Origin of the sequence: Chitinophaga sp. NPDC101104 (genome assembly GCF_050277495.1) — a bacterium.
GTDB lineage: Bacteria > Bacteroidota > Bacteroidia > Chitinophagales > Chitinophagaceae > Chitinophaga.
The window spans coordinates 402,571-426,642 of record NZ_JBNNSF010000003.1; the positions used below are offsets into that span (position 1 = coordinate 402,571).

15 protein-coding genes are annotated in these 24,072 nt (G+C 56.3%); 8 read left to right on the forward strand and 7 right to left on the reverse strand.

The annotated features are described in order from the left end of the window. Positions 1 to 105 precede the first annotated feature (105 nt). From ACQKLP_RS23465 to ACQKLP_RS23480, 4 genes are all read left to right on the forward strand, one after another. The gene (locus ACQKLP_RS23465; protein WP_427325420.1) at positions 106 to 3,309 is read left to right on the forward strand and encodes a TonB-dependent receptor; all 3,204 of its coding nucleotides are present in this window, start codon (positions 106 to 108) and stop codon (positions 3,307 to 3,309) included. A 21-nt stretch (positions 3,310 to 3,330) separates the two neighbouring features. Continuing rightward, positions 3,331 to 4,716, forward strand: coding sequence for a RagB/SusD family nutrient uptake outer membrane protein (locus ACQKLP_RS23470; RefSeq protein ID WP_427325421.1), 1,386 nt, complete (start codon positions 3,331 to 3,333; stop codon positions 4,714 to 4,716). Further along, entirely contained in the window at positions 4,697 to 6,505 is a 1,809-nt protein-coding gene (locus ACQKLP_RS23475; RefSeq protein WP_427325422.1) for a TlpA family protein disulfide reductase, read from the forward strand. The genes ACQKLP_RS23470 and ACQKLP_RS23475 overlap by 20 nt, the downstream gene beginning before the upstream one ends. 66 nt (positions 6,506 to 6,571) lie before the next feature. Next, entirely contained in the window at positions 6,572 to 7,201 is a 630-nt protein-coding gene (locus ACQKLP_RS23480) for a class I SAM-dependent methyltransferase (protein WP_427325423.1), read from the forward strand. Position 7,202: 1 nt separating this feature from the next. Here the strand turns inward: ACQKLP_RS23480 and ACQKLP_RS23485 are convergent, their stop codons facing one another. The 7 genes from ACQKLP_RS23485 to ACQKLP_RS23515 form a co-directional block, all read right to left on the reverse strand. Beyond that, a complete protein-coding gene (locus ACQKLP_RS23485) occupies positions 7,203 to 7,508 on the reverse strand; it encodes a GNAT family N-acetyltransferase (RefSeq protein WP_427325424.1) in 306 nt (101 codons plus the stop codon). 9 nt (positions 7,509 to 7,517) lie between these two features. Then, entirely contained in the window at positions 7,518 to 7,826 is a 309-nt protein-coding gene (locus ACQKLP_RS23490; RefSeq protein ID WP_427325425.1) for a GNAT family N-acetyltransferase, read from the reverse strand. Positions 7,827 to 7,862: 36 nt separating this feature from the next. Continuing rightward, complete coding sequence (locus ACQKLP_RS23495) at positions 7,863 to 8,462, reverse strand: GNAT family N-acetyltransferase (RefSeq protein WP_427325426.1); 600 nt, start codon at positions 8,460 to 8,462, stop codon at positions 7,863 to 7,865. Between the two features lie 223 nt (positions 8,463 to 8,685). Next, positions 8,686 to 10,299: a RagB/SusD family nutrient uptake outer membrane protein gene (locus ACQKLP_RS23500; protein WP_427325427.1), complete on the reverse strand. Its 1,614-nt coding sequence runs from the start codon at positions 10,297 to 10,299 to the stop codon at positions 8,686 to 8,688. Positions 10,300 to 10,309: 10 nt separating this feature from the next. Beyond that, positions 10,310 to 13,432 carry a SusC/RagA family TonB-linked outer membrane protein gene (locus ACQKLP_RS23505; RefSeq protein ID WP_427325428.1) on the reverse strand — a complete coding sequence of 1,041 codons (3,123 nt, stop codon included), beginning with the start codon at positions 13,430 to 13,432 and terminating at the stop codon, positions 10,310 to 10,312. 764 nt (positions 13,433 to 14,196) lie between these two features. Beyond that, on the reverse strand, positions 14,197 to 15,366 hold the full coding sequence (locus tag ACQKLP_RS23510) for an MFS transporter (protein ID WP_427325430.1): 1,170 nt from the start codon (positions 15,364 to 15,366) through the stop codon (positions 14,197 to 14,199). Positions 15,367 to 15,368: 2 nt separating this feature from the next. Continuing rightward, positions 15,369 to 16,625, reverse strand: coding sequence for a serine hydrolase domain-containing protein (locus tag ACQKLP_RS23515; protein ID WP_427325431.1), 1,257 nt, complete (start codon positions 16,623 to 16,625; stop codon positions 15,369 to 15,371). 92 nt (positions 16,626 to 16,717) lie between these two features. Here ACQKLP_RS23515 and ACQKLP_RS23520 point away from each other — a divergent pair, with 92 nt between their 5' ends. The 4 genes from ACQKLP_RS23520 (at position 16,718) to ACQKLP_RS23535 (ending at position 24,050) form a co-directional block, all read left to right on the forward strand. Then, positions 16,718 to 17,092: a winged helix-turn-helix transcriptional regulator gene (locus ACQKLP_RS23520; RefSeq protein WP_427325432.1), complete on the forward strand. Its 375-nt coding sequence runs from the start codon at positions 16,718 to 16,720 to the stop codon at positions 17,090 to 17,092. Between the two features lie 630 nt (positions 17,093 to 17,722). Next, positions 17,723 to 20,980, forward strand: coding sequence for a SusC/RagA family TonB-linked outer membrane protein (locus ACQKLP_RS23525; RefSeq protein ID WP_427325433.1), 3,258 nt, complete (start codon positions 17,723 to 17,725; stop codon positions 20,978 to 20,980). Positions 20,981 to 20,999: 19 nt separating this feature from the next. Continuing rightward, complete coding sequence (locus tag ACQKLP_RS23530; RefSeq protein WP_427325434.1) at positions 21,000 to 22,508, forward strand: SusD/RagB family nutrient-binding outer membrane lipoprotein; 1,509 nt, start codon at positions 21,000 to 21,002, stop codon at positions 22,506 to 22,508. Between the two features lie 27 nt (positions 22,509 to 22,535). Further along, entirely contained in the window at positions 22,536 to 24,050 is a 1,515-nt protein-coding gene (locus tag ACQKLP_RS23535; protein ID WP_427325435.1) for a DUF5689 domain-containing protein, read from the forward strand. Positions 24,051 to 24,072 lie beyond the last annotated feature (22 nt).

Genomic DNA, 24,072 nt, shown 5'->3' on the forward strand with positions numbered 1-24,072 from the left:
GAACTTGAATTACTATTAACCAGACAATGCAAATCTATGCAATTGACCGATCATGCCGGCCCCTGTTTTGGAAAGGGGCTGCTTTCAACCAAACTCAGACGAATCATGAGATGGACAGCATTTCTTATCCTGGCGGCCTGCCTCAACGTTTCCGCCACTACCTATGCCCAACGGGTGACCGTGAAGCTGCAAAACGCTTCGCTGGAAGAAGTGTTTGCCGCCGTGAAGCGCCAGACCGGGTACCTGTTCTTTTACGACAGGGACCTGTTGCGCGGTGCTGGAAAAGTGACGGTAGAGGCCAGCAACCAACCGCTGGAATCTTTCCTGCTGGCGGTTTTTAAAAACCAGCCGCTGGATTATTCCGTCAAGGACAAGACCATTTTCATCAAACCGAAACCAGTTGCTCCTACCGCTCCTTCCGCCAAAGCAGCCAGACAGGAAGTGACGGGTACCGTTACCGGGACAGACGGTACCCCGCTGCCCGGGGTCACCATCCGCATCAAAGGCACCCAGACGGGCGCCACCACCGATGTAGACGGGAAATTCAAACTGAATGCCGAGCCCGGTGATGTGCTGGTCATTTCCTACATCGGCTTCGAGCCGCAGGAAGTGACCGTAGGCGCCGGCGCCCTCAGCATCCGCCTCAAACCGAACATCAGCGCGCTCGACGAAGCCGTGATCATCGGTTATGGTTCCGCTGTGCGGAAAAGCCTCACCGGCTCCGTGTCTTCCGTGAGAAGCAAAGACATTGCCAACAGCCCGGTGACCGACCCGCTCGCCGCCATGCAGGGCCGCGTGCCCGGCCTGTTCATTTCCTCGAACAGCGGGTTGCCGGGTACTTCATTCAACGTAACCCTCCGCGGCCAGAATTCGCTGCTGAAGGCCAACGGGCCGTTGTACGTTATTGACGGGGTACCGTATCTGGACGAACCCATGAACACGACCATCCCCGTAGCCGGCGGCACCCAAAGCCCCCTCGCGGCACTGAACCCCGCCGATATCGAGCGGATCGATGTGCTGAAGGATGCTGACGCAACGGCGATCTACGGCTCACGCGCGGGCAACGGCGTAGTGATGATCACCACCAAGAAAGGTCGCAGCGGCAAGTTTTCCGTAAATGCCAACGTTTACAGCGGCGGCAGCAAAGTCGTAAATCGCATGCCGATGCTGAACACTTCCGAATATATCGACATGCGGAAGGAGGCATTCGCCAATGATAATCTTACACCTTCGACAGACAATGCGCCGGACCTGCTGGAATGGAGCCAGACCGAAACGAACGACTGGCAGAAACGCCTCATCGGCAACACGGCCAACCAAACGGAGGCGCAGCTTTCGATGTCTGGGGGGACGCAGCAAACGCGGTATTTACTGAGCGGCACCTGGAGAAAGGAATCCACTGTACTGCCCAACGATCTTGCGTACAAACGGGGAACGGGCCGCTTCAGCCTCGATCATAACAGCAAAGACAACCGCTTCGGGTTCAAAGTTTCCGCCAGCTACAGCGGCGATAAAAGCAATTCGCTGCCCAGCGACATGTCTTACGTATATAACCTTTCGCCGAACTTTCCGGTGTATGACAGCGACGGGAAATTCTATTGGTTCAGCAGCGATCAGAATCCCATCGCGCCGCTTTCCCGCACGTATGCTTCCAAATCCCGGAACCTCATCACCAGCGGCGAAATCCGCTACACGGTATTGCCTGGCCTTACGGCGAGGGTAACCGGCGGGTACACGCACAACTCCATGGATCAGATGCAGATCACACCGCCGTCGAGCCTGAATGCGCAGAACGCCGCCAACGCCTTTACGTATTTCGGCGATGTGAAAGCGCATTCCTACGTGGTGGAGCCGCAACTGGAATATAAACGCGCCATCGGCAAGGGCGACCTTTCCGTTTTCGTTGGCACCAGTTGGCAGGAGAGCGTCCGCGACGGGAAACGTACGGATGCCAGCAGGTTCTCCGGTGAGGAGTTCATGCACATCCTGGATTCCGCCGGTGTCCGCAACGAGAACCTCAATTATTATATGTACCGCTACAATTCCATTTTCGGTCGCGCTACGTATAACTGGGACGGCAAGTATGTCCTGAACGCCACGTTCCGTCGCGACGGTTCCACCCGGTTCGGGCCGGATAACCGCTGGGGCAATTTTGGCTCTGTGGGCGCCGCGTGGATTTTTTCGGAAGAGCCCTGGGCAAAGAAATTACCGTGGTTGTCGCACGGTAAGCTGCGCGGAAGTTATGGTTCCGTGGGAAGTGATAACATCGGATACTACGATTACCTCGCCAGTTGGGCCGCTTCCAACAGCGCGTACGTGTACGACGGCAGTACCGGTCTTACGCCTTCCCGCATCGCCAATCCGGAATATCGCTGGGAACAATCGCGTAAATCGGAAGGCGGGATCGAGCTGGGTTTCCTGAAGAACCGCATCCTTGTCAATGCCGGTTATTATTACAGTCTGACCGATAACCAGCTCATCGATCTTTCGCTCACGCCGCAGGTAGGCTTCTCCAGCCTGCGCGACAACTTCGATGCAGTGGTACAGAACTCCGGTTGGGAAATGGACATCACAACAGATAATATCCGCCGTGATCATTTCTCCTGGACGTCTTCGTTCAACATTACCATTCCGAAAAACAAGCTGAAGAAGTTCGACGGCATCGAGAAAACCGTTTATCGCGACAAATACGTGGTAGGCGAGCCGCTTACCATCGTAAAAGGCTACCAGTACGAGTATGTGGACCCTGCTACCGGTGTGCCCGTTTTCTGGACGAAAGACGGTAGCGGCGGCAGGCCGGTGGAATTCACGGATTTCGTGATCCTCGGCAACGCTATGGCCGAATACTACGGCGGTTTGCAGAATACGCTGCGGTATAAAAAAGTATCGCTGGATTTCCTCTTCCAGTTCGTGGAGCAGGAAGGTGGCGAATATAACTACGGACGGCTGGCGAACGCTTATGGAACGCGTTTCAACCAAGGCCGGGAGGCGCTGGACAGGTGGCAGAAACCGGGTGATGTGACCGATGTTCCCCGTGCCACCACAAACCCCGCCAACACCCTGTTCGACGTTTACCGGTTATCCAGTGCAGTGTGGGGCAATGCCAGCTTCATCCGCCTGAAGAACGTTTCGCTGCGGTACGACCTGTCTGAATACGCACGCAAAATCAAGCTGAACAACGCTTCAGTGTATTTGAACGCGCAGAATCTGCTGACGTTCACGAACTATAAGGGAATGGATCCGGAAACGCAGGGCATCCGTTTGCCGCCGGTGAAAACCATTACCGCAGGTATCCAGCTGAGTTTCTAACAATCATCCAAAAGCATCAAGATGAAACGATTTTCGCTTCTTATCATATTCGCAGCCACGCTTTCCGCGTCCTGCAACAAATACCTCGACACGCCCACGCCGAAAACGGAAGTGGGGGACGAAAAGGTGTTCGCCGACGATAAAACCGCCACATCCGCCGTTACCGGCATTTACATCAGCATGAACAGCCTCAATTACCTCTGGGCGAACGTGATGATGAACTTCCTCGCCGGGATCCATGCCGATGATGTGTATTATGCCAGCAATTTTGAAGATTACGACGTGTTCAAACAAACGCGCCTGCTACCCAACAGTACTTATGTGGAGCGGTTCTGGAACGCTGTTTATAGTTACGTCTATTCCGCTAACGCCTGCATTGAAGGGTTGACGGCTTCCACGAAGCTGACGCCGGCACTGAAAGACCAGTTGCTAGGCGAATCCTACTTTATGCGTGCCTATTTTTATTTCTACCTCGTGAATATGTATGGCGACGTGCCGCTGGTGTTGACGACGGATTACCGCATTTCCGAGAAACTGCCCCGCGAGAAAACGGAAAAAGTGTACGACCAGGTGGTGGCGGACCTGCAGGCAGCCAAACGCTTGCTGGGCGATAATTACCCCAACGGCAACCGCGTACGTCCCAACAAAACGGCCGCATCTGCGCTGCTGGCGCGGGTGTACCTATACCGTCACGAATGGGCGCTGGCCGAAACGGAATCCAATGCCGTGATCGGTAACGGTAATTATGAGCTGCTGAAAGATCTGAACGCCGTGTTCCTCGCCAACAGCCGTGAAGCAATTTTCCAACTGCAGTCGGTGAATGTAGGGGGAGGACGGAATACCTGGGAAGCACAGGTAGCCATTCCGGCAAACGCTACTTCTGGCCCGCTGTTCCGGCTGGATACCCTTAATCTGATCCGGAAGTTCGAAGCTGGGGACGCGCGCCTCGCCAAATGGACGGGTAACAGGACGTTGGCAACGGGTGCTACGTATTTTTGGCCCGCCAAATACAAAGTGCGTAACGCGACACCGGTACAGGAGCATACCATGGTAATGCGTGTGGCCGAACAATACCTCATCAGGGCTGAAGCGCGCATCCGCCAAAATAAACTGGATGATGGCCGTAAAGACCTGGATGCAGTGCGGGAGCGCGCCAACCTGCAGAAATTGAATACCGCCCTTACGCAGCCGCAATTGATCCTGGCTGTGGAACATGAACGGAAATTTGAACTGTTCGCGGAATGGGGCCACCGTTGGTTCGATCTGAAACGTACCCAACGCGCCACCGATGTACTGGGCCCCATCAAGGGTGCCAACTGGCAGCCGACCGACACGCTGTACCCGATCCCCGCCTATGCCATCAGTACCAACATTAACCTGACGCAGAATGAAGGCTATAAAAAATAAATTACTTTTTGTAATCCTCCTCCTCATAACCACCGGCCTCACCGCGCGCTCGCAGGAGCGTGTGGTGATCGCGCCGGGGAAACCGGAGGCGGGGGAAACCGTCACCGTTACGCTGGACCCCTCCGTGCCCGGAGGCCCTATTCCCGCCGGCGCCACCGCCGTAACGGTACAGTTCGTCACCTCCAACTTCTACGACCTGCCCATCCGCATCCCGATGGTGAAAACCAACGGTAAATGGACCGCCAGCTTCCGGTTGGCGCCCTACGCGGCCTTCGCCACTTTCCAGCTTACCAGCGGCAACACGATCGAACGGCCGGCGGCCGACCGGCTTTACGAAGTGATGGTATACAAAAACGGCCTGCCCGTCCGCCATGCCTTGTTGTACCGCGGTGGCAGCATGGCCGCGCAAATGGGCAAAGCGCCCGGTGCCGCGGCGGCTGCCGCGGATTTGTACGAACAGGAATTGAAAGCGTTCCCCGACAACTATGAAGCCAGATTACGGCTGCTGGTATACCGTGAGCAGGTGGCGAAACTGGCTTCGGAAAAGAAAGCCATCCGCCGCCGGATGCACGACGTCATCGAAGCCAAGTGGAAAGAAGCGCCTTCCGACCGCGGAAACCTCAACCGGGTAACGATGGGCTACCTTATCATCGGGGAACCCTCGCGCCTGGATTCCATCCGGAAGCAAGTGGGCGCCCGGTACCCGGAAACCGCGCTGGGTCGGAGCCTGCATGCGGATTTCATCGGCCGGGAAAAGGATACCGCACGCCGCATCACCCTGCTGGAACTGGCGCTGGACAAAGAAACGGAACAGAACGAAGCGGATTTTTCGCCCTTCCATGAACAACTGTTCGAACTGTACGCCCGTGCCAAAGACTCCGCCAAAACGGTGTTCCACGCAGGAAAGGTGCGCCACGACATGGAAAGCCCCCATCTCCCGCGTTTCTACAAAAGCATGGCCGAAACACTCATCGAAAACGCGGTGGCCCTGCCGCTGGCGCGCCAATACACCAACATGGCGCTGGCCATGGCCGACCGCTGGCCTGCCGGGCTCATCCGGTATTTCCCGGAAACGGGACATATCATTCCGCTGGTAGACGACAGCACCCGCCGGGCGGTAACCGCCCAGGCAAAAGGGAACCTCCTGTCAATGCTCGGCCTCATCGATATGCTGGAAGGGAAAGACGGTGAGGGTGAAGCGCACATGCGCGCCGCGATCGCCGCTTCGCACGACCACGAAACCCTTGAAAACGTAAGCCGCTTCTACAAACAGACCGGCCGCGAAACGGCACTGGCGGAAATCGGCGCGCTGCGCCTCGGGGAACTGAAAGCCGCCGTGGCCAGGCAAATGATCGACAAGCCCGCACCGGCGCTTTCGTCGTTCGTAGACCTGAAAGGCAATCCCGTTACCCCGGAAAGCCTCCGCGGAAAAGTGGTGCTGATCGATTTCTGGGCTACCTGGTGCGTGCCCTGCATGCAGGAAATGCCCTTCGTACAGAAACTCTACGATGAGTTCAAAAGCAATCCGGACGTGGTTTTCATGATCGTCAACAGCGGCGCGAAAAACACGCTGCAGGATGCGCAGAACTGGAAAGGGAACAAAACGTATTCCTTCCCCGTGTATTACAACACCGATCCCAACATCGGCGAAAAATTCAATTTCAATATTATTCCCGCCACGTACGTCATCGACAAAAACGGGCGGATACGATTTGCCAATATAGGATTCGAAGGAGCGGAAGTGGAGTCTCGCCTCCGCGTCCAACTACAAATGGCATTAACACCTTGATACGGAAATCATGCAAATGCAATTGCCCCGGCTCTTTTGGGCCGGGGTTTTTTGTAACTTGGGCGGATGCGCTTTATCCGTTACTTTTTGTACCTCGCCTGGCATTGGGACCTTGAAATGGCTTTGTTCGTCATCCGCCGCGAAATTGCCGGCGAGCGGAAGTACGGTTTGCGCACCATCGGCACGCATTACCTGGGAGACGCCATCTCGGACTCGGCCAAAGCGCAGGCCACGCAATACGAGCCCGTCAATTATTATTCGGCCGAATGGCTGCTAAACCATGTGACCGATGCCGAAAAGAAAACCGGTTTTCTCGATGTGGGCTGCGGGAAAGGGCGCGTGCTGGCCATGGCCGAATTTTACGGATTCGATGATATTACCGGGATCGAGCTGTCGCCCGGATTATGTAAATCCGTGAAGCCGGGGAAGTATGAAGTATTATGTGAAGACGCTCGGCGGATGGAGGTCTCCGACCAGACGGGCGTCATTTTCCTGTTCAACCCTTTCAATGAAGAAGCGATGGTGGATTTTGTGGAGCGGGTGAAGGAAAGCCGGGCCCGCCGCCCCCGTAAGATCAAGGTGCTGTATGCGAACCCGCAGCACAAAAACGTTTGGCTGAACGCCGGCTGGAAAGAAACGGCGGCTTTCGAAAAGCTGCGTTATTTGAAGGGATCGGTGCTGGAGCTGGCGGATTGAATCACCGTTTGCCGTAATACTGCGGATCGAGCTGGGAGCGGTATTCCGGATGGCGCTCCACGAACCCCGCCACAAACGGGCAATACACCATCACCGGCTTTTTCAGGGAGGCGGCCAGCCGGAAAGCTTCCTTCGCCAGCGCGGTAGCCACGCCTTTACCTTCCATCGCAGCCGGAACGGTGGTATGCATGAACGCGATGTCTTTTTTATAATAGCGATAAGTGAGCGTAGCGGCTTCACCGGCTATCCAGACTTCCAGCTGCTGGCTGGCTTCGTTGTTGATGACGGCGTATGGCGCGGGTTCCATGATGGCGGATCAGAGATGGGTGACGGATGGGTCTACGATGCGTTTCCATTCGGGATGGCGCTTCAGATAGGCTACTACCAGCGGACAAAGCGGCACCAGCGTATAGTGGTTTTCTTCCAGGTACGCGAGCGTTTTTTCAATGAGCGCCGTGGCTACGCCTTTGCCTTCGAGCTCGGCGGGCGCTTCGGTATGGATGAGCCAGATCTTCTTTCCGCTTTCCTTATATACGATAATGGCGGTATGCCCTTCCACCGTCAGTTCGAACTGATGGTCCGTTTCATTCTTCACCAACGGAAGTCCAATGTATTCTTCTTTCATGTCGTCAAGTTACAGATAATAACAACACCGGCCGCGTCATTGTTGTTGCAGCCAGGGAATAGCCTGGGGAGATGTGGTCAGGTAATACAGCGTGTACCCCACGTCCGTAACCGCGTACGTCCGGAAGCCGGCTTTGCTGTACCAGGACACGTTTTCCGGGGCGGACGTTTCCAGGTAAACGGGCCGGTCTGCCAACCTCGCCAGTTCGATCACGTCGTTGAGCAATTGCCGGCCGGCGCCCCTGCGCCGGGAATCCGGGTTTACACCGATGAACCACAGGTAGGCCATGGGTACCTCCGGCCTGACGGACTGTACCAGCTTCCTGCGGGCTTTCACATTCGGTAAATGCTTCCATCCGATGGAGCACCAAACCAACCGCAGATCGAGCCAGCGGGTGAGGAGGTTTTCCGGCTTCCGGTCCGGGTACAGGACCAGGGCGCAACCGTTCCCATCGTCAGACAGCAGCACGTCGCCATACCGGATGCAGACATCGAATGCGTATTCCATCAATCCACGGATATTCCGTTCCGCATCCCCATGCCTGCGCACGGCGGCGAGCACGCTGCGGTTCTGCGCGAAAGAACGGGTGAGGATGCCCGTTACGAGGGCTTTGTCGGCACGTGTGGCGCGTTTCATATCTTAAAACTACTGACTTTTTTATGGAACGGCGTTATTGGTCTGCACGCCGGCCGTCGCCATACAGCAAATGGCCATCTGGGTAAGGAATTCTTTATATGGCAGGGACCCATTAGAATACACCGCTATCGCCCGGAATGCAAATAAAAAAGCGCCGCGGGGATCTGCGGCGCTATTGGTTAGTACGATAGATGATAAATTAATACATATCCAAAGAAAAAAGTTAGTCGGACAATTTGTTCTGTTGTGCCCGCAGCGTCGGGTTGGCCGCGGTTTCCTCCGCCGGGATGGGCCAGAGGAAGCGGTAGCTTTCGTACGCATAAGAAGGAACGCCGCCGGTAGCGGGGAACGTGGGAGGCGTTACGGCATTGTAATCGGTGCCGTCGAGCTTCATTTGTTCCTTCTTCATTTTGGCGGGAATGCCGCGGAATCCGTAAGCGGCGTCGAGCGCAAGGCGGTGGATGTCTGCCCAGCGGCGCCCTTCGCCTGCCAGCTCGATACGGCGCTCCTGAAGGATGGCCAGCACGAGGTCGGCGGGAGGCGTGGTAAATTGGTCGCCGGCTTCCACGGAGCGGTTGCGCACTGCGTTCAGCAGCGCCAGCGCACGATCGTTCTGGCCTTTACGGGCATGGGCTTCGGCGGCCGTGAGCAGCACTTCCGCATAGCGGAGCATCGGGGCCCAGTCGGCACGGGTGGTATAGTCGCGGTATTTGTAATTGAAATAATACCGCGATCCGGTGGTAGGCTGGTACACCTGCAGCAAAGCCCGGCGTTTGTCGGTCGCTTTCCAGAACGAAGCGTTGTACAGGATGGGGCTCGTAGCTACCAGTCCGCGGCCGTTGAGCGAAGCCGGGCCGAACATCGCCGGGAGCGCGCCATTGCTGCCGCCATTGGCGTTGGGTCCGTTGGCGATGGAGAAGATGGACTCGGTATTGTTTTTATAGCTGGTGAACGGCCCGTCCGGCTCTGCCGTGAGCTGGAAGGCGCCGATGGGGCTCTTGTAGGGAGCCGATGCGGGGATGAGCTTATTGCTTTCCGCGATCACGCCGTCCCAGTCGCCCATATGCTGTTTGATGCGCGCTTTCAGGGCGATGGCGGCGCCTTTGGTGGCGCGCTGCACGCCGTCCGGCTGCTTGTCGGGCAGGTTGGCTTCCGCGAAATCGAGATCTGCGATCAGTTTGGTATAACAATCCTTCACCGTTCCCCGGTCCATTTTCAACCCTTCTTCATAAGCGGCCAGGGAAGTGATGGCTTTGGTGCGATAGGGTACGCCCCATTTGCCGCCCGCCGCATCCGCATACGGGAAACTGAAATGGACGAGCAGCTCATGGTGGGAAAGGGCGCGCATGAAACGCGCTTCGCCTTCATAGGCTTTGGCTTCGGCATCGGTGATGACGCCTTTGGCGCCGGCTTTCTGTACGCCTTCGATCAGGATGTTGGCCTGGTTGATGAGGGCATAGAGCGTATGCCACATCGTAACGTTGTTGAGCGATGTAGGGTTGGCGCCGCCTTCGTAGGTGATGGCGTAGAACTGATCGATGTTCAGCATGTCTTCGCCCCTCATTTCCCCCTGTTCTATCGCCGCCGCACCGAAAGGATAGCCGCGCGCAGAGCTTTTCAGGTTTTGATACGTGCCGATGGCGGCAGACTCGTATACACCCATCATGGCGAGCTTGATATTCCCCGGAGATGCAAATGCGGATTCTTCCGAAGCAAGGCTGATGGGCGCCAGCTCCGTGAAATCCTTGCAGGAAACGATCGAGGTGCCGGCCGCGAGCAGTATCGCTGCTACGGCCGCGCGACGGAAATTGTATGATCTGAATGTTAGTTTTTTCATGGTCATGTTTTTATAATCCCAGGTTTACGCCCAGCGTGTAAGTGCGCGGGAGCGGATTGCTGTTGTAGTCCAGGCCGGCCTGCCAGTTGCGGGCGGCATTGTTGGTGCCAACGATGGTCAGTTCGGGATCGAGGCCGGAATAGTTGGTGATCACGAATGCGTTCTGCACCTGTGCGTACACGCGCAGACTGTTCACTTTGAAACGGTTCAGCCATGCGGAGGGCGCGTTGAAGCCCAGCGTGATGTTTTGGGCGCGGAGGTAGGAACCGTCTTCCAGGAAGCGGCTGTTGGTATTGCCGTTCTGGTTGATGAAGTTGCCGGGGTTGCTGCCGTACATGAGCCTGGGCACGTCGGTCACCTGGCCGGGCGTGGTCCAGCGGTCGAGGAGCTCGCGGCCGGCGTTCTGGAACTTCATGTTGGCGAGGGTTTCCTGGCGGGTGGCGCTGAACACCTTGTTGCCGCCGGAGAACACGAGGTTGATGCCGAGGTCGAACCGTTTGTAGGACAAAGTATTGCTGAACCCTCCGAACCAGGTGGGGTTGGAGTTGCCGAGGATCTTTTTATCGTTGGTGTTCAATGCGGGCGCGGATACCGAAACATCGTCCGGTTTGGCGGGATCGTATTTCGCGTAACCCTGCCGGCTGATCACGCCCTGCACGATGGAGCCGTCTGCCTTCACCCAGAGCGGATTGCCGTTGGCGGGGTTCACGCCGGCGTACTCGAATCCGTAGAACATGCCCACCGGCTGCCCTTCGCGGATGATGTGATAGGTGCCGATGATGTCTGCCCCGTTATACAACTGTGTCACCTTGTTTTTGGTGAGCGTGAGGTTCAGTGCCGTATTCCAGCGGAAATCGCGGGTGGCAACGGCTTCGGCGTTCACGGAGAATTCCCATCCCTTGTTGGTCATTTCCCCGATATTCATTTTGATATTGTTGTAGGGAACACCCAGCGAAGGCGCCAGCGGCGCCGCCAGGATCATATTGTCCACGTTGTTGCTGAAATACTCGGCGGAGAAATTCACCCGGTTTTCGAACAGTCCCGCGTCTAACCCGATATTGATTTTATTGGCCGTTTCGAAACGGAGGTTGTTATTGCTGATCTGGCTGTAAGCTATTGCCATGATCTCGCCGTAGAGGTAGGGACTGAAGGTGCCTGCATACGGATAATCGGCCCCCAGTTCCACGTTCCCCACTTTCGCAAAACCGCCACGCAGCTTCAGGTTGCTGATGAAGTTGAGGGAATTGGACCGCTTGAAAAACGCTTCTTCCGAAATACGCCACCCTGCTGAAACGCCGGGCAACGTTGCGCCCTGGTTGCCCCAGGGCAGGTCGGAGATTTTGTCGTACCGCAGCGTGGCGGCGATGAGGTACCTGTCCTTATACCCATAATTCGCGCGGCCAAACACGGACTGGAAGGCCTTCTCGGCTACGTACCCGCCCAGCGACCGGGCGCCCCAGGCATCGGTGATAATGTTCTGCCCGCCGAAAAACTCGGACGAAATATTGGTGCCGCTGGCGTAGAAGTAGCGGCTGCGCGTCTTCTGCCATTCCAGGCCTGCGATGGCGCCCACTTTGTGATCGCCGAAAGTACGGTTGAAGTTCAGCGTGTTCTGCCAGTTGTATCTGAACTGCGGAAGATTGTACTGGGCGGTGGAGCCGTTCACACCGCGGCCATCGCCGTGAACGGGGCTCCAGTAGCGGTAATACTCGCCGTTCAGGTAGTTGATGCCTACCTGTGTTTTCGCCGTAAGGCCGGGGATGATCTCCAGCTCCGCAAACGTGTTGCCGGTGAGGTTGAGGCTCTGGTTTTTGTAGATGTTGTTTTCCAGTACGAAGAGGATGTTCGTGTAGTTATCGTCTATTTCGCGGCCGTTCCCGGCGCGGCCCAGGCGCTGCTTGTCGGCGCTGAGGTTGTAGCTGCCGTCTTCCCACTTCGCCGGAACGTTGGGCAGTGCGCGGATGGCACCGGCGATGTTGCCGGAAAGCGCGTTGGTGCCGTAATTGAGGCCATTGTCTGTGGTGTGCGTGGCGGCCATGTTGATGCCGATCTTCAGGCGGTCGAACGCTTTTTGTTCCACCCTGGCGCGCACGTTGTATTTCTTCTGGTCGTTAGCGACGGCGATGCCCTCGAAGTCGGAATAGCCGAGCGAGAAGTAATAGTTGGTGCCTTCGGTAGCGCCGCTGAGCGAAAGGGCGTGGCTATGCTGCACGGCGTTGCGCAACACGAGGTCTTGCCAGTCGGTGTCGTAATATTTGTCTGCCGGCTGTTTGGCGGCTGCTGCGGCGCCGGCGTTTGTGAGTTTTTCGTTGGTCACTTCCATGAATTCTGCCGCGTTCATGAGGTCGAATTTTTTGGAAGCCTGCGCCATCCCGATCCAACCGTCGTAACTGAGGCGGGGCTTGCCGAGCTTGCCTTTTTTGGTGGTGATGAGCACTACGCCTGCAGACGCGCGGGAGCCGTAAATGGCGGTGGCGGAACCGTCTTTCAGGACTTCCACGCTTTCGATATCGGCGGGATTGATGTCGCCGAGCGGGTTGTAGGGAACGGATTGGGAGCCGCTCTGGTCGCCGGAAATGTACGGAACGCCGTCTACCACGTACAGCGGGTCGGAGCTGCTGGAAATGGAGTTGACGCCGCGGATGCGGATGCGGGCGGGCTCGCCGAGAATGCCGCTGGTGGTGTTCACCTGCACGCCGGTGATGGAGCCTGCCATCGCTTTTTCGAAGCTGGGCGCGGCGATGGTTTTCAGGTTGTCTCCCTTTACGGTGCCCACGGAGCCGGTCACGTCCCGGCGGTCCTGGGTGCCATAACCCACTACCACTACTTCGTCCAGCGATTTCTGGTCGGCGCTGAGCGCAACGTGTAGCGGGCCTGCGCCTACGACGGCTTCCTTGTTGTAGTAGCCGGTGAAGGAGCAGATGAGAACGGCGCCCGAAGGTGCGTTCAGTTTGAAGCTGCCGTTGGCATCGGTGATGGTGCCGGTGGTGGAGCCCTTGATGCGAACGGTAACGCCGGGAAGGGGAGTGCCGTCTCTGGCGTCGGTTACCCGCCCGGTCGCTTGCTGCGTTTGCGCGTAAGCGTTAGTTACGCATACCGCCATTAGCGGGATCAGGAACGATCGTGTGTTCATACTCGATTTCGGTTTAGATTTGAATTGATGAAGCGGTATAAGTTGTATCTGGAGGAAATGGGCCGCCGGTCCGTAACAGGCATGGCATGGCCAGGAAGCCATCGGGAAGAGGCTTTTAGGTCAATATCATATGCTGCTGACGGCTACGGTCGGGTTGCCTGTATCCTGGTTAAATCATCAATAAATGCCGGGCTGCGATTTTTTTCATAGTCACATCATTTAGATTTTAGTTTATGGTCTGGCATGGCATATAACTTCCGCTGCGCGGCGGTCAGGCCGGCGCGAATATGCTGCAATGCTACTCCCTGGATGTCGGGGAGCAATCAGTTGAAAAAAAATATGATTTCTCTGAAAAGGCCTACTGCTGACCGTTTCAAAACATTATTCATAAAATTTGGCAAACAGGAATCTACAGACTTTCGATTTAGATGGCGAAGTGAAAGGATGAAGCTGTTACGTTAGATTCTGGTTACGCTTGATTTAGATTTCTATTTCCGCTTAGCTGGCATTGGATGAATTTTTTTTCTGTGCCTGCATGTTAACTGATCGCAATATAATTCAAGTTTTTAAATAAAAGTTGTAACGCTCGAAAAAATTTTATCTAGTAAAAGGAAGGGCAAATGGGTCGGCTTTGCATCGATGGAAACGGGAACAAGTGCGTAGATATTGAGTTTCAGGGGAAACGGGGCTGCGGGCCGGGGATAAAAATAAAACCGTCTACCGGTTTTACGGTAGACGGTCTGCAAGTATTTTTTTTACGATCATCATGGTGCAATGCAGGAGCGGCGTATTTCGCGGCGGGCCACGAGTTGCGACCGCAGCGCCATGGCAACGAGCGCGGCTATCCCGAAAGCAGCGCCCGCCCAGGGCGCGGCCGCGATCCCGTACTGCGCGATCACCCATCCGCTGACCGTCGTCCCCACCGTAATTCCCAAATTACCATAAGATATCGCAAGCGTATTGGCGAAAGCCACGGCTCCCGGTGCCGCGGAGGTCAGATACGCCGCCGCGGTAAGATAGCAGGGCGCATAAAAAAATCCCCACAGCGCCAGCACCACCGCATTCACCACGATCCCTCCGCCCACGGCGATGCTCAGGAACGGTATGAACAACGCGCCAGCGAGAAACGCCGCCGTAGTCAGCGAAAGCTGCTTCCCGAGCCATCTCCCGGCGATCCAGTTAGCGGGGATCCCCGCCAGGCCAAACACCATCAGCATATAACTGATACTTTCTTCATCCATTCCTTTCACCTTTCCCAGAAAATCCGCGAAGTAACTATATGTGCAAAACCACGCGGCAATGAGCAACACATTCACGATGCTGCTGGTCACGAAAATAGGATCGCGTAAGATGGCCGCCTGGCTGCCCAGGCTTTCCTTTTCGCCTTTCGGGATTTGCGGCAGCCCGATGAGGATCGCCAGCAACGCTGTCAAACTGATGGCCGATTGCGCCCAGAACGCCGCTTGCCAGTTGATGCGCCCCGCGAGCCAGGTGGCGAACGGAACAGTGGTCACCATCGCGATGGCGATCCCGCCCAGCACGATGCCCATCATCCGCGTGGCCTCTTTCGGCGGCGCCGCCTGGATGGCCGCGGCAATGGCCGTGGAAACGAAGACGGGATGCAGGATGGCGGGCAATACGCGCACCGTGAGCAACAGCCAGAAAGGCGGTGCAAGTGCCGATACGACGCCGGTGACGATGAACATGCCGATGGCAAGGCTCATGATGAGCTTGCGGTTCACGCGGGAGAAGAGCAGCGTCATCGCCGGGCCGCCCAGCGCGATCACCATGGCGAACGCGCTTAGCAGCCAACCCGCTTTTTCAATGGGGATCCGGTAATGCGCAGCGATCTGCGGCAATATTCCGATCACGCCGAATTCTGTCGTTATGATGCCTATCAGCCCGAGGCATCCGATGTATGCGGTCTTTTTCATTTTTATTTTTCCAATGCGGTGTAGAAAACATTTTTGAACAGCGTGCCTAAATCCCAGTACGACGCGGGTGCATATTCCTGGGTGAACACGATGCCGACGATGTCATTCGCCGGATCGGCCCAATAATGCGTGTTGAACGCGCCGCCCCAGAAGAACGATCCCACCGGAACAGGGCCGGCAGCCTGGTTTTGCGGCGTTACGAGACTGAAGCCCAGTCCGAACGAGAAATCCGGCCAGTCCCACTTCGCAGTGGCGCCCTGCGGGATTTGCGGGGTCGTCATCAGGCGGATGGCGGCGTTGCCGATGATCCGCTTTCCTTTATATACGCCGCCGTCCAGCAGCAGTTGCAGGAACTTCGCGTAGTCTGCGGTGGTGGAACTGAGGCCCGCGCCGCCGGATACGATAATGCCGTCCTGCATCGGATAACCGGCGTCGTTGCCTTCGTAGATCGGCGCGGTTTGGCGGTGTAAACGTCCGCCGGTGGCGGAGAACACGGGCACGAGGCGCTTCGCTTTATCGTCGGGAACGCGGAAATAGGTGTCGTGCATCTCCAGCGGACGGAAGATCCGTTCACGTAAGAAAACCTCCAGCGGCTGGCCGCTCCAGATCTCAACGAGCCTTCCCAGCACGTCGATGTTCAGGCCGTAAGTGAATGCTTCTCCGGGATGGTGCACCAGCGGCTGCTGCGCGATCTGGTCTACGAAATCTTTCAGGTTGCCGGGGCTGCCGATGCCGGTGGGCACTTTGTTTTTCGCGAAAATGGCCTGGAACCGCGGGTCGCCGGTGATGAGGGGGTACGAAATGCCGGAAGTATGCCGCAAAAGATCGCGCACGGTCACGGGCCGGTTGGGCGCTACGGAAGTATACGTTGTATCTGCGGCGTTGAAGTCTTTGATGACACGGAGGCCGGCGAAAGCGGGAATATATTGCGACACGGGATCGTCCAGCAAAAAGCGCCCTTCTTCCCATAGCATCATCACGGCAAGACTGGTAACGGCTTTGGTTTGTGACGCGATGCGGAAGATATCGCCTGTTTGCAGCGGGCGGTTTTCGTCCGCTTTTCCGAAGGCTTTGCGGTAGATGATTTTCCCGTGTTGGGAGAAGAGCAGGTTTACGCCCTGGACTTTGCCGGTGCGGACAAGCCTTTGTGCGAGGGAGTCTATTCGGGCTTCCTGGAATGTAGCGGGGGTGGGCTGTTGGGAGAAAGCGGGCTGCGTCAGCAGGAGGGCTCCCAGGGCAAGCATGGTTGTGTTTTTCACGTAACAAAAATTTGATACAGCAAAAGTAGAGGGGTTACCCTTACCTTTGTATGCATACATCTCGTTGTATGGTACTAACAAATTTGTAAGTAATGAGCAAGCGTAAGGAAAATTCATCGAACAGCATCAACCGCGATTACATCATCGAATGCGATCTCACCTACGCTATTGGCCTGGTGGGCGGCCGCTGGAAATTGCTGATCCTTTGCAGGCTGGAAGAAGGAGCGATGCGATTCAGCGAACTGCGCCGTTCCATTCCCAATATCACCGAAAGAATGCTGACCTTGCAGTTGAAAGAACTCGAGCGCGACGGATTGGTCCGCCGTACCGTATACGCGGAAGTGCCGCCACGGGTAGAATACGAACTGGCGCATGTGGCCAAAGAACTGATCCCGGTGTGGAAACAGTTGAGCGATTGGGGCCAGCGGCATCGCAACTGCCGGATGCAGGCGGTGAAGGCGAGCTGATTGCGGAAAGTTTCAAATAAAAGGAGGATGGAGCGCCCGTTTATGGCCGGTCTATCCTCCTTTCTTTTTGTATTTTAACTTATTATGTTGATAATCAATTTAATGCACCCAAATCTGTCCATTCTTTCATTATATTTCATATCTAGTTCTAAATAATTACAGGTAATTATTTTTTGTTTAATTTTACTTTTGTTCTACTTTAGCGAATGTCCCTTAGATGAAGTGAAGTTCCACGATCATCCGGTGTGAATCCGGCTGTATCAATCGCAAGGTTTTTCGGGAAAAATACCCGGTGGCGCCACCGGGAACGATCATCCAGGTTATTGCCGGTTACGCACCTGCACGAAGAATTTTTGTCTTGAATGAAAGGCTGAGTAAGTATTGAATGAAACCAAAATCATCCACAGTATGAAGAAACATCTTTCCGTTTATCCGTTCCGCTGCGCGGCCGTCCGGCAGGAGGAATAACGGTTACCAATATACGCTGACTTGAACAGGTACCGGCTGGATGGCTCATCCCGCCCGGGGATGTTTTCCCGGAAAGTACCGCCTGCGCAGTATCCCGGATCGTCCACAGGCCGCGCACCCACATTGCCACAAGGGGAATCATTACATTATAAAACTTGTTGAATGAAACATTTTTTCTTGCTCATGACCGGCTTGCAGATCGGGGCATTCGCTCACGCAGCCACGGAGGACGTATCGCGGAAACCCACCGTCTTCCGGCCGGGCATTTACGACAAAACACCCGCCAGGCCGCGTCCTTTCCAGGATTCGGCGATCGTTGTTCGCGGACGCGTGACCGACGTTAACGGCGACCCGCTCATCGGGGTCAACATCAAGGTGAAAGGCACTCCCAAAGGCGCTACTTCAGACGCTGCGGGCGCTTTCCTCGTTTCCACCACTTCGGCCAATAACGTGCTGGTTTTCTCGTACGTGGGTTACATCACCCGCGAAATCACCGTGCAGAAAACGCAACAGCTCAACGTGCAGCTCGCCGCCGATCCCAAAAGCCTCAACGAAGTGCTGGTAACGGCGCTCGGCATCAAACGGGAAGAAAAAGCCCTCGGCTATGCAGCCACCGTCGTAAAAGGCGAACAACTGACCGAAGCCATTTCCGGTAACTGGACAGACGCGCTGTCCGGCAAAGTAGCGGGCGTGAACCTCGTCCGCTCCAACAGCGGCCCCACCGGTTCCAATAAAATCATCCTCCGCGGCGAAAACAACCTCACCGGCGAAAACGAAGCCCTCATCGTGGTAGACGGCGTCGTGATCAACCAGGGAAGCGGCCGCAGAACGGCCGTGGGCGGCGAAGCCACTTACGGCACCGGCAGCGATAACATGCCGGCCGACTATGGCAGCGGCCTGAACGATATCAACCCGGAAGACATCGAGTCGCTCACCGTGCTCAAAGGCCCCGGTGCTGCGGCGCTGTACGGCGGCCGAGGAGCCAACGGCGCCATCATCATCACCACCAAATCCGGTAGCAGCAAACGCAAAGGCATCGGCGTTTCCCTCAATTCCAATGCGTCTGTCGAACAAGTGAACCGCTGGCCCGACCTCCAGTTCGAATACGGACAGGGCCTCGACGGCGCCGCGTATTATTCCTACGGCGCCGGTCCGGACGGTGGCTCCACCAGCGGCACCAGCTCGGCTTACGGGCCCCGGTTCGACGGGCAGATGTTCCACCAGTTCGACCCCGTTACGCAGAAACAGGGAACGGAAAGGACGCTGTGGCAACCGTATCCCAACAAAGTCAATTCCTACTTCGACGACGGTAAAACCTTCACCAACACCATTTCGCTGGATGGCGGAACAGACAAGACGACGGCCCGGTTCTCCGTCACCAACGTCCACAACACCTGGATCCTGCCCAACACCGGGTACGACCGTAATACCGTGGCGCTGTCCGTCAACTCGAAAATCAACGACCGGCTGCAGATTTCGTCGAAAGTGAACTATACCAACAAATATTCCGATAACCTCCCCGGTGCGGGTTACGGCAACCAGTCGATCATGTACTGGTACATTTTCTGGCAGCCCAGCGCCGACATCGACTGGCTGAAGAATTACTGGGAACTGGGGCAGGAGCAGCTGAAGATCATGTTTCCCTTCAGTTCGTTCCCCAGCAACCCTTACGCGGTGGCGTACGAATATCTCAACAAATCCAACCGCCACGGCATTACCGGCAACGTGTCGGCCACCTATAACATTACCAAAAAGTTCAGCCTGCAGGTGCGCACGGCGATGGACTTCGGGTACGAAGACCGCTCCCAGCAACGGCCTTACGATGCGGGCGCCAAGTTTCCGTACGGCAGCTTCCGGACGCAGAACATCATGTCGCAGGAGTTCAATTCCGATTTCCTGTTGCGCTACAACACCAAAGTGGGGCGCGATTTCGAGCTGAATTTCACGGCCGGCGGCGCTGCATTGCGCAACCGGTACATCCGCGACGAGGTGCGGGCGGATTCGCTGGCGTACCCCGGCGTGTATTCCCTGGCCAACAATCTCGGCCCCCTCGTTACCATGCCTTTCCGTACTTCGTACCAGATCAATTCCCTCTATGGATTGATTTCCGCGTCGTATAAAAACTTCCTGTTCGCCGATATCACGGGGCGGCAAGACTGGAACAGCGTCCTGGCCACGCAGAGCCGTATCGCCAATTCCGGTTTCTTCTACCCGTCGGTGAACCTGAGCTTCGTGGCCAATGAAGTGATCGATCTGCCGAAAGCGATCGATTTCGCCAAGCTGCGATTCTCGCTGGCGAGCGTGGGCAGCGGCGGTACCACGCCTTATCTCACCGAATTCACCTATCCTTCCGCGGGCAGCCTGTATGCCGGCGGTTTGCGGAACCCTTCCATCCTCGCCAATTCCGACCTTCGCCCGCTGCGCACCATCACTTATGAAGGCGGTGTGGCCATGAAGATGTTCAAAGGCCGGCTGGGCCTCGATCTGGCGATGTATTCCGGTTTCACCAAAGACCAGATCCTGTCCCGCATCATCGACCGTTCTACCGGTTGGTCGCGCGCGATGATCAACGCCGGGCGGGTAAATAACAAAGGGATAGAAGTGGCGTTGAACGGAACGCCTTACAAACGCGGCAAATTCTCCTGGAACACCAGCGTGGTGTATTCTTCCAATACCAATACCATCCGCGAGCTGGACGATAGCTCGGTAGTGCTCGTGACCGGCCCCGTGGGCGGCGGACAGATCGTGGCCAAGCCCGGCGGCAGCATGGGCGCGGTGTACGGCCGTGGTTACCAGCGTTCTCCCGACGGACAGATCATTTACGATGAAAAGACCGGCTGGGCGAAGCTGACGGAAGAAGTGATCTATCTCGGCAATACCATTCCGAAATGGAAATTGGGGTGGACGAACGAGTTCTCGTACGGGCAGTTCCGCCTGCACCTGCTGTTCGACGGGCAGTGGGGCGCCGTGGCGCATTCGCTCACGCATTACAAACTGGCCGAACAGGGTAAAACGAAGAACACCCTGCCCGGGCGCTACAACGGCATCATCGGTAACGGCGTGATCCAGATGGCTGACGGAAAGTTCCGGCCGAACGACGTGATCGCTACCGACATCGACGAATATTACCGCTCGCATTACGGCCAGGATAACGCAGAAGGCAGCACCTTCAGCACCGACTTCATCAAATTTCGCGAAGCGCGCCTCGATTATTCGCTGCCCGCCGGCCTCACCAAAAGATTGCGCATGCAGAAAGCCACGGTGGGCGTGTATGGCCGTAACCTGGCGATCTGGTCGGACTGGCCGGCATTCGATCCCGAATTCGGGACGCTGAGCGGTACGGATATCGTGCAGGGTTTTGAAGTGGGGCAGTTCCCGTCTACCAGAACCTTCGGTGTAAACCTGGTCATTGGCTTCTAAATTTTTCAACATGCAGAAGATGAAACACGCAATAATCGGTGCATTGGTGCTTTTCGGAATGGCGACACAGTCATGCACCAAAGACTTTACCGATATCAATACGAACCCGAACGAAACGAAAGTGGCCACGGCGCATGCGCTCATGGCGCCGGCGCTGGTGAATACGCTGTCGGCCAATATGATCCGCAACCGGAATTTCAATAACGAACTGATGCAGGTGACGGTGGATATTTCCGAATCCGACGGCAAGGTGTTCCGTTACGATTTCCGCGCCACCTGGGCCGATTACCTGTATAATGCCTGGTACTCGGAACTGACGAACTTCAAGGATATGGAGAAAGTGGCCCGCGATCCCAAATCGTACAACCGCTCTTACATCGGCATTTCGCTGATCTGCCAGGCCTGGGTGTATTCCCTGCTGACCGATACCTACGGCGATATTCCCTATTTCAAATCCAACCTCGCCCGCGATTCCGCGTTTTTTGAGCCGCCGTTCGATACGCAGAAGGATATCTATTTCGATATTTTCGACAAGCTGGATACCGCCAACGTGTATCTCAACAATACCACTTACGGTATCAATGCCAACAACGATCCCGTGTTCAACGGCGATATCACCAAGTGGCGCCGCTTCGGCAACTCGCTCTACCTGCGGCTGCTGATGCGCATTTCCGGGAAAGCGGAAGTGGCCGATGTGGCCATCGCCAAATTCAAGGAAGTGGCGGAAACGAAGAAATCGAGCTATCCGATCATCGATACCACCGAGCAATCGGCCATCCTCCGGTGGACAGGCGCGGGGCCGCTCGTGTCTCCGTTCCTGAGTGTGCGCGAGCAGGATTTCAGGGGGCCTGGCGTCGGGGAGTTTTTTATCAACAACCTCGTGAACTGGAACAATCCGCTCATCGATCCTTCCAAGGGCAACAACAGCGTGAACCGCTGGCGCATCGCGCCCTACCAGGGCGGCTACAGCGGCGTACCGAGCGGATACCAGATGGGCCAGGCGCCCGTCCGCAGATCGTATTTCTACTCGCAAACCACCACTACGCTCTTTAATCTGCAGACAGACGCCCTCACCGGCCAGATGCTCAACGCGGCGGAAGTACAGTTCATGCTGGCGGAAGCGGTAGTGAAAGGATGGATCTCCGGCAGCGCGGACGCATTTTATACGAGAGGCATCAAATACACCATCAAACAGTGGATCCCGGCGTGGGACGATGTAACGGACTATATCGACAAAGCCGACCTGCACTGGAACGATAACGGATCGGAAGAGGAAAAGATGGAAGCCATCCACATCCAGAAATATTATGCGATGTTCCTGATGGATATGCAGCAATGGTTCGAATATCGCCGCACCGGGCACCCCATTCTCCCGAAAGGCCCCGGCCTGCGCAACAACGGCGTGATGCCGGCGCGGATGAACTATCCCGTATATGTTCAATCCACCAACCCGACCAATTACAAACAGGCCGTTGCCCGCCAGGGATCAGACGTTATTTCGACGGAGGTTTGGTGGCAGAAACCGTAATGCTGATACAGTACTAAAAAACGCAACATGAAAAAAATCGCTTTATATACGATGATGCTGATCGTGGCCGGTTTCTGGGGATGTGTGAAAGACGACACCTATCCCGGCGCGAAACTCAGTCCCTACATCGCTATTTATGATATCCGGGCCATGTACAAGGGGCAGGATATTCAGTTGAATGCCGAAAATATGTTCGGCGCCCATTCGCTCCGGTGCCTTGTGGTGTCTGACCACCGCGCCGGCAATATGCCCGATGGCATGCTGGTGGTGCAGGATTCCAGCCGCCTGGCGCAGCGTGGCATCGCCATTCCGGTTGGTGCCGCGGCCGCGCAATACGAAGCCGGTGATTCGGTGATCATTCCCGTTTCGGGCGCAACGCTCACCAGGCGCGACGGGATTTTCCAGCTCGCGGGCGTGAGTGCCGCGGGGATACAGGTGATCTCCAAAAATAACCCGCTGCCCATCAACCGGGTTACGACCAACAAAATCATCGCCAACCCCGAAGTGTACCAAAGTACGCTGTGCATGATCGTAAAGGGTGGGTTCGATCCGCTGCCGGGCCCGGGCGATGTGCTGTCCGGTAATAAATTGCTGAACGACGGGTTTGGGGATATCCCTTTGCTGACAGATCCGGAATCGGACATAGCGAATGTGCAAATGCCCGTGCTGGCGAATTTCCGCAGCCTGGTCTGGATGAGACCGGGGACCGGCGGGGATTTTGTGCCGGAGCTGCGCGTGCGAAAAACGGACGATATCACAACGCTGAGTTCCACCGTGGAGATCGCGCCGATCGTCATCACCGGGTTCCTGGCCGATCCTGCCGGCCTGACGGATAATAACTATGAGTATATCCAGCTGATGGCTACCCGAGATATCGACTTCGCCGTAACGAAATATTCGCTGGTGACGACCAACAATGCCGGCGCCTCCACGCCTACGGGCATCCCGCAAAACGGATGGGCGACGGGCGGACTGCGGACGTACAAGTTCAACCTGACATCCGGTACCGTCAGCAAAGGCGAGTTCTTTTACGTGGGCTGTTCCACCAAGCTCATTAACGGCACCGGTTCTACGAGCATCAGCAACGCCAAATGGATCCGTTCATTCAACTACGGCAGTACGGCGGGCGACGACTTCGGCCAGAAAACGGGCAACCTGCTGGCGAACAGCGGCAACGCTTCCGGAATGGCGGTGTTCGAAGGAACGGTGGTCACGAAAGAATCGCGGCCGGTGGATGTGGTGATGGTAGGCCAGAACGGCCAGATCCTTTCAGAAGGTGCCAACCAGATCGGGTACCGCATCACCAATACCGACTGGTACGACGTGATCAATCCTATTTCCCTGGCTTCGCAGCCTTTCTTCCGGTCCGGCACCAACACCTTGAGCGTGAGCTACGTGGCGGGCGTGTTCATCAAGCTGGGCGGGGAGTATAGTCCAGCCCTGGGCCGCTGGATGAAAGCGAGGATCCAGATCAATACCAAGCTGACGACCGAGTCGCAGTTGGTGGATATCGAAGGGGAAGAGGCGACCAAACTCAGGTGATTCCCGTTGTCCTATAAGGAAA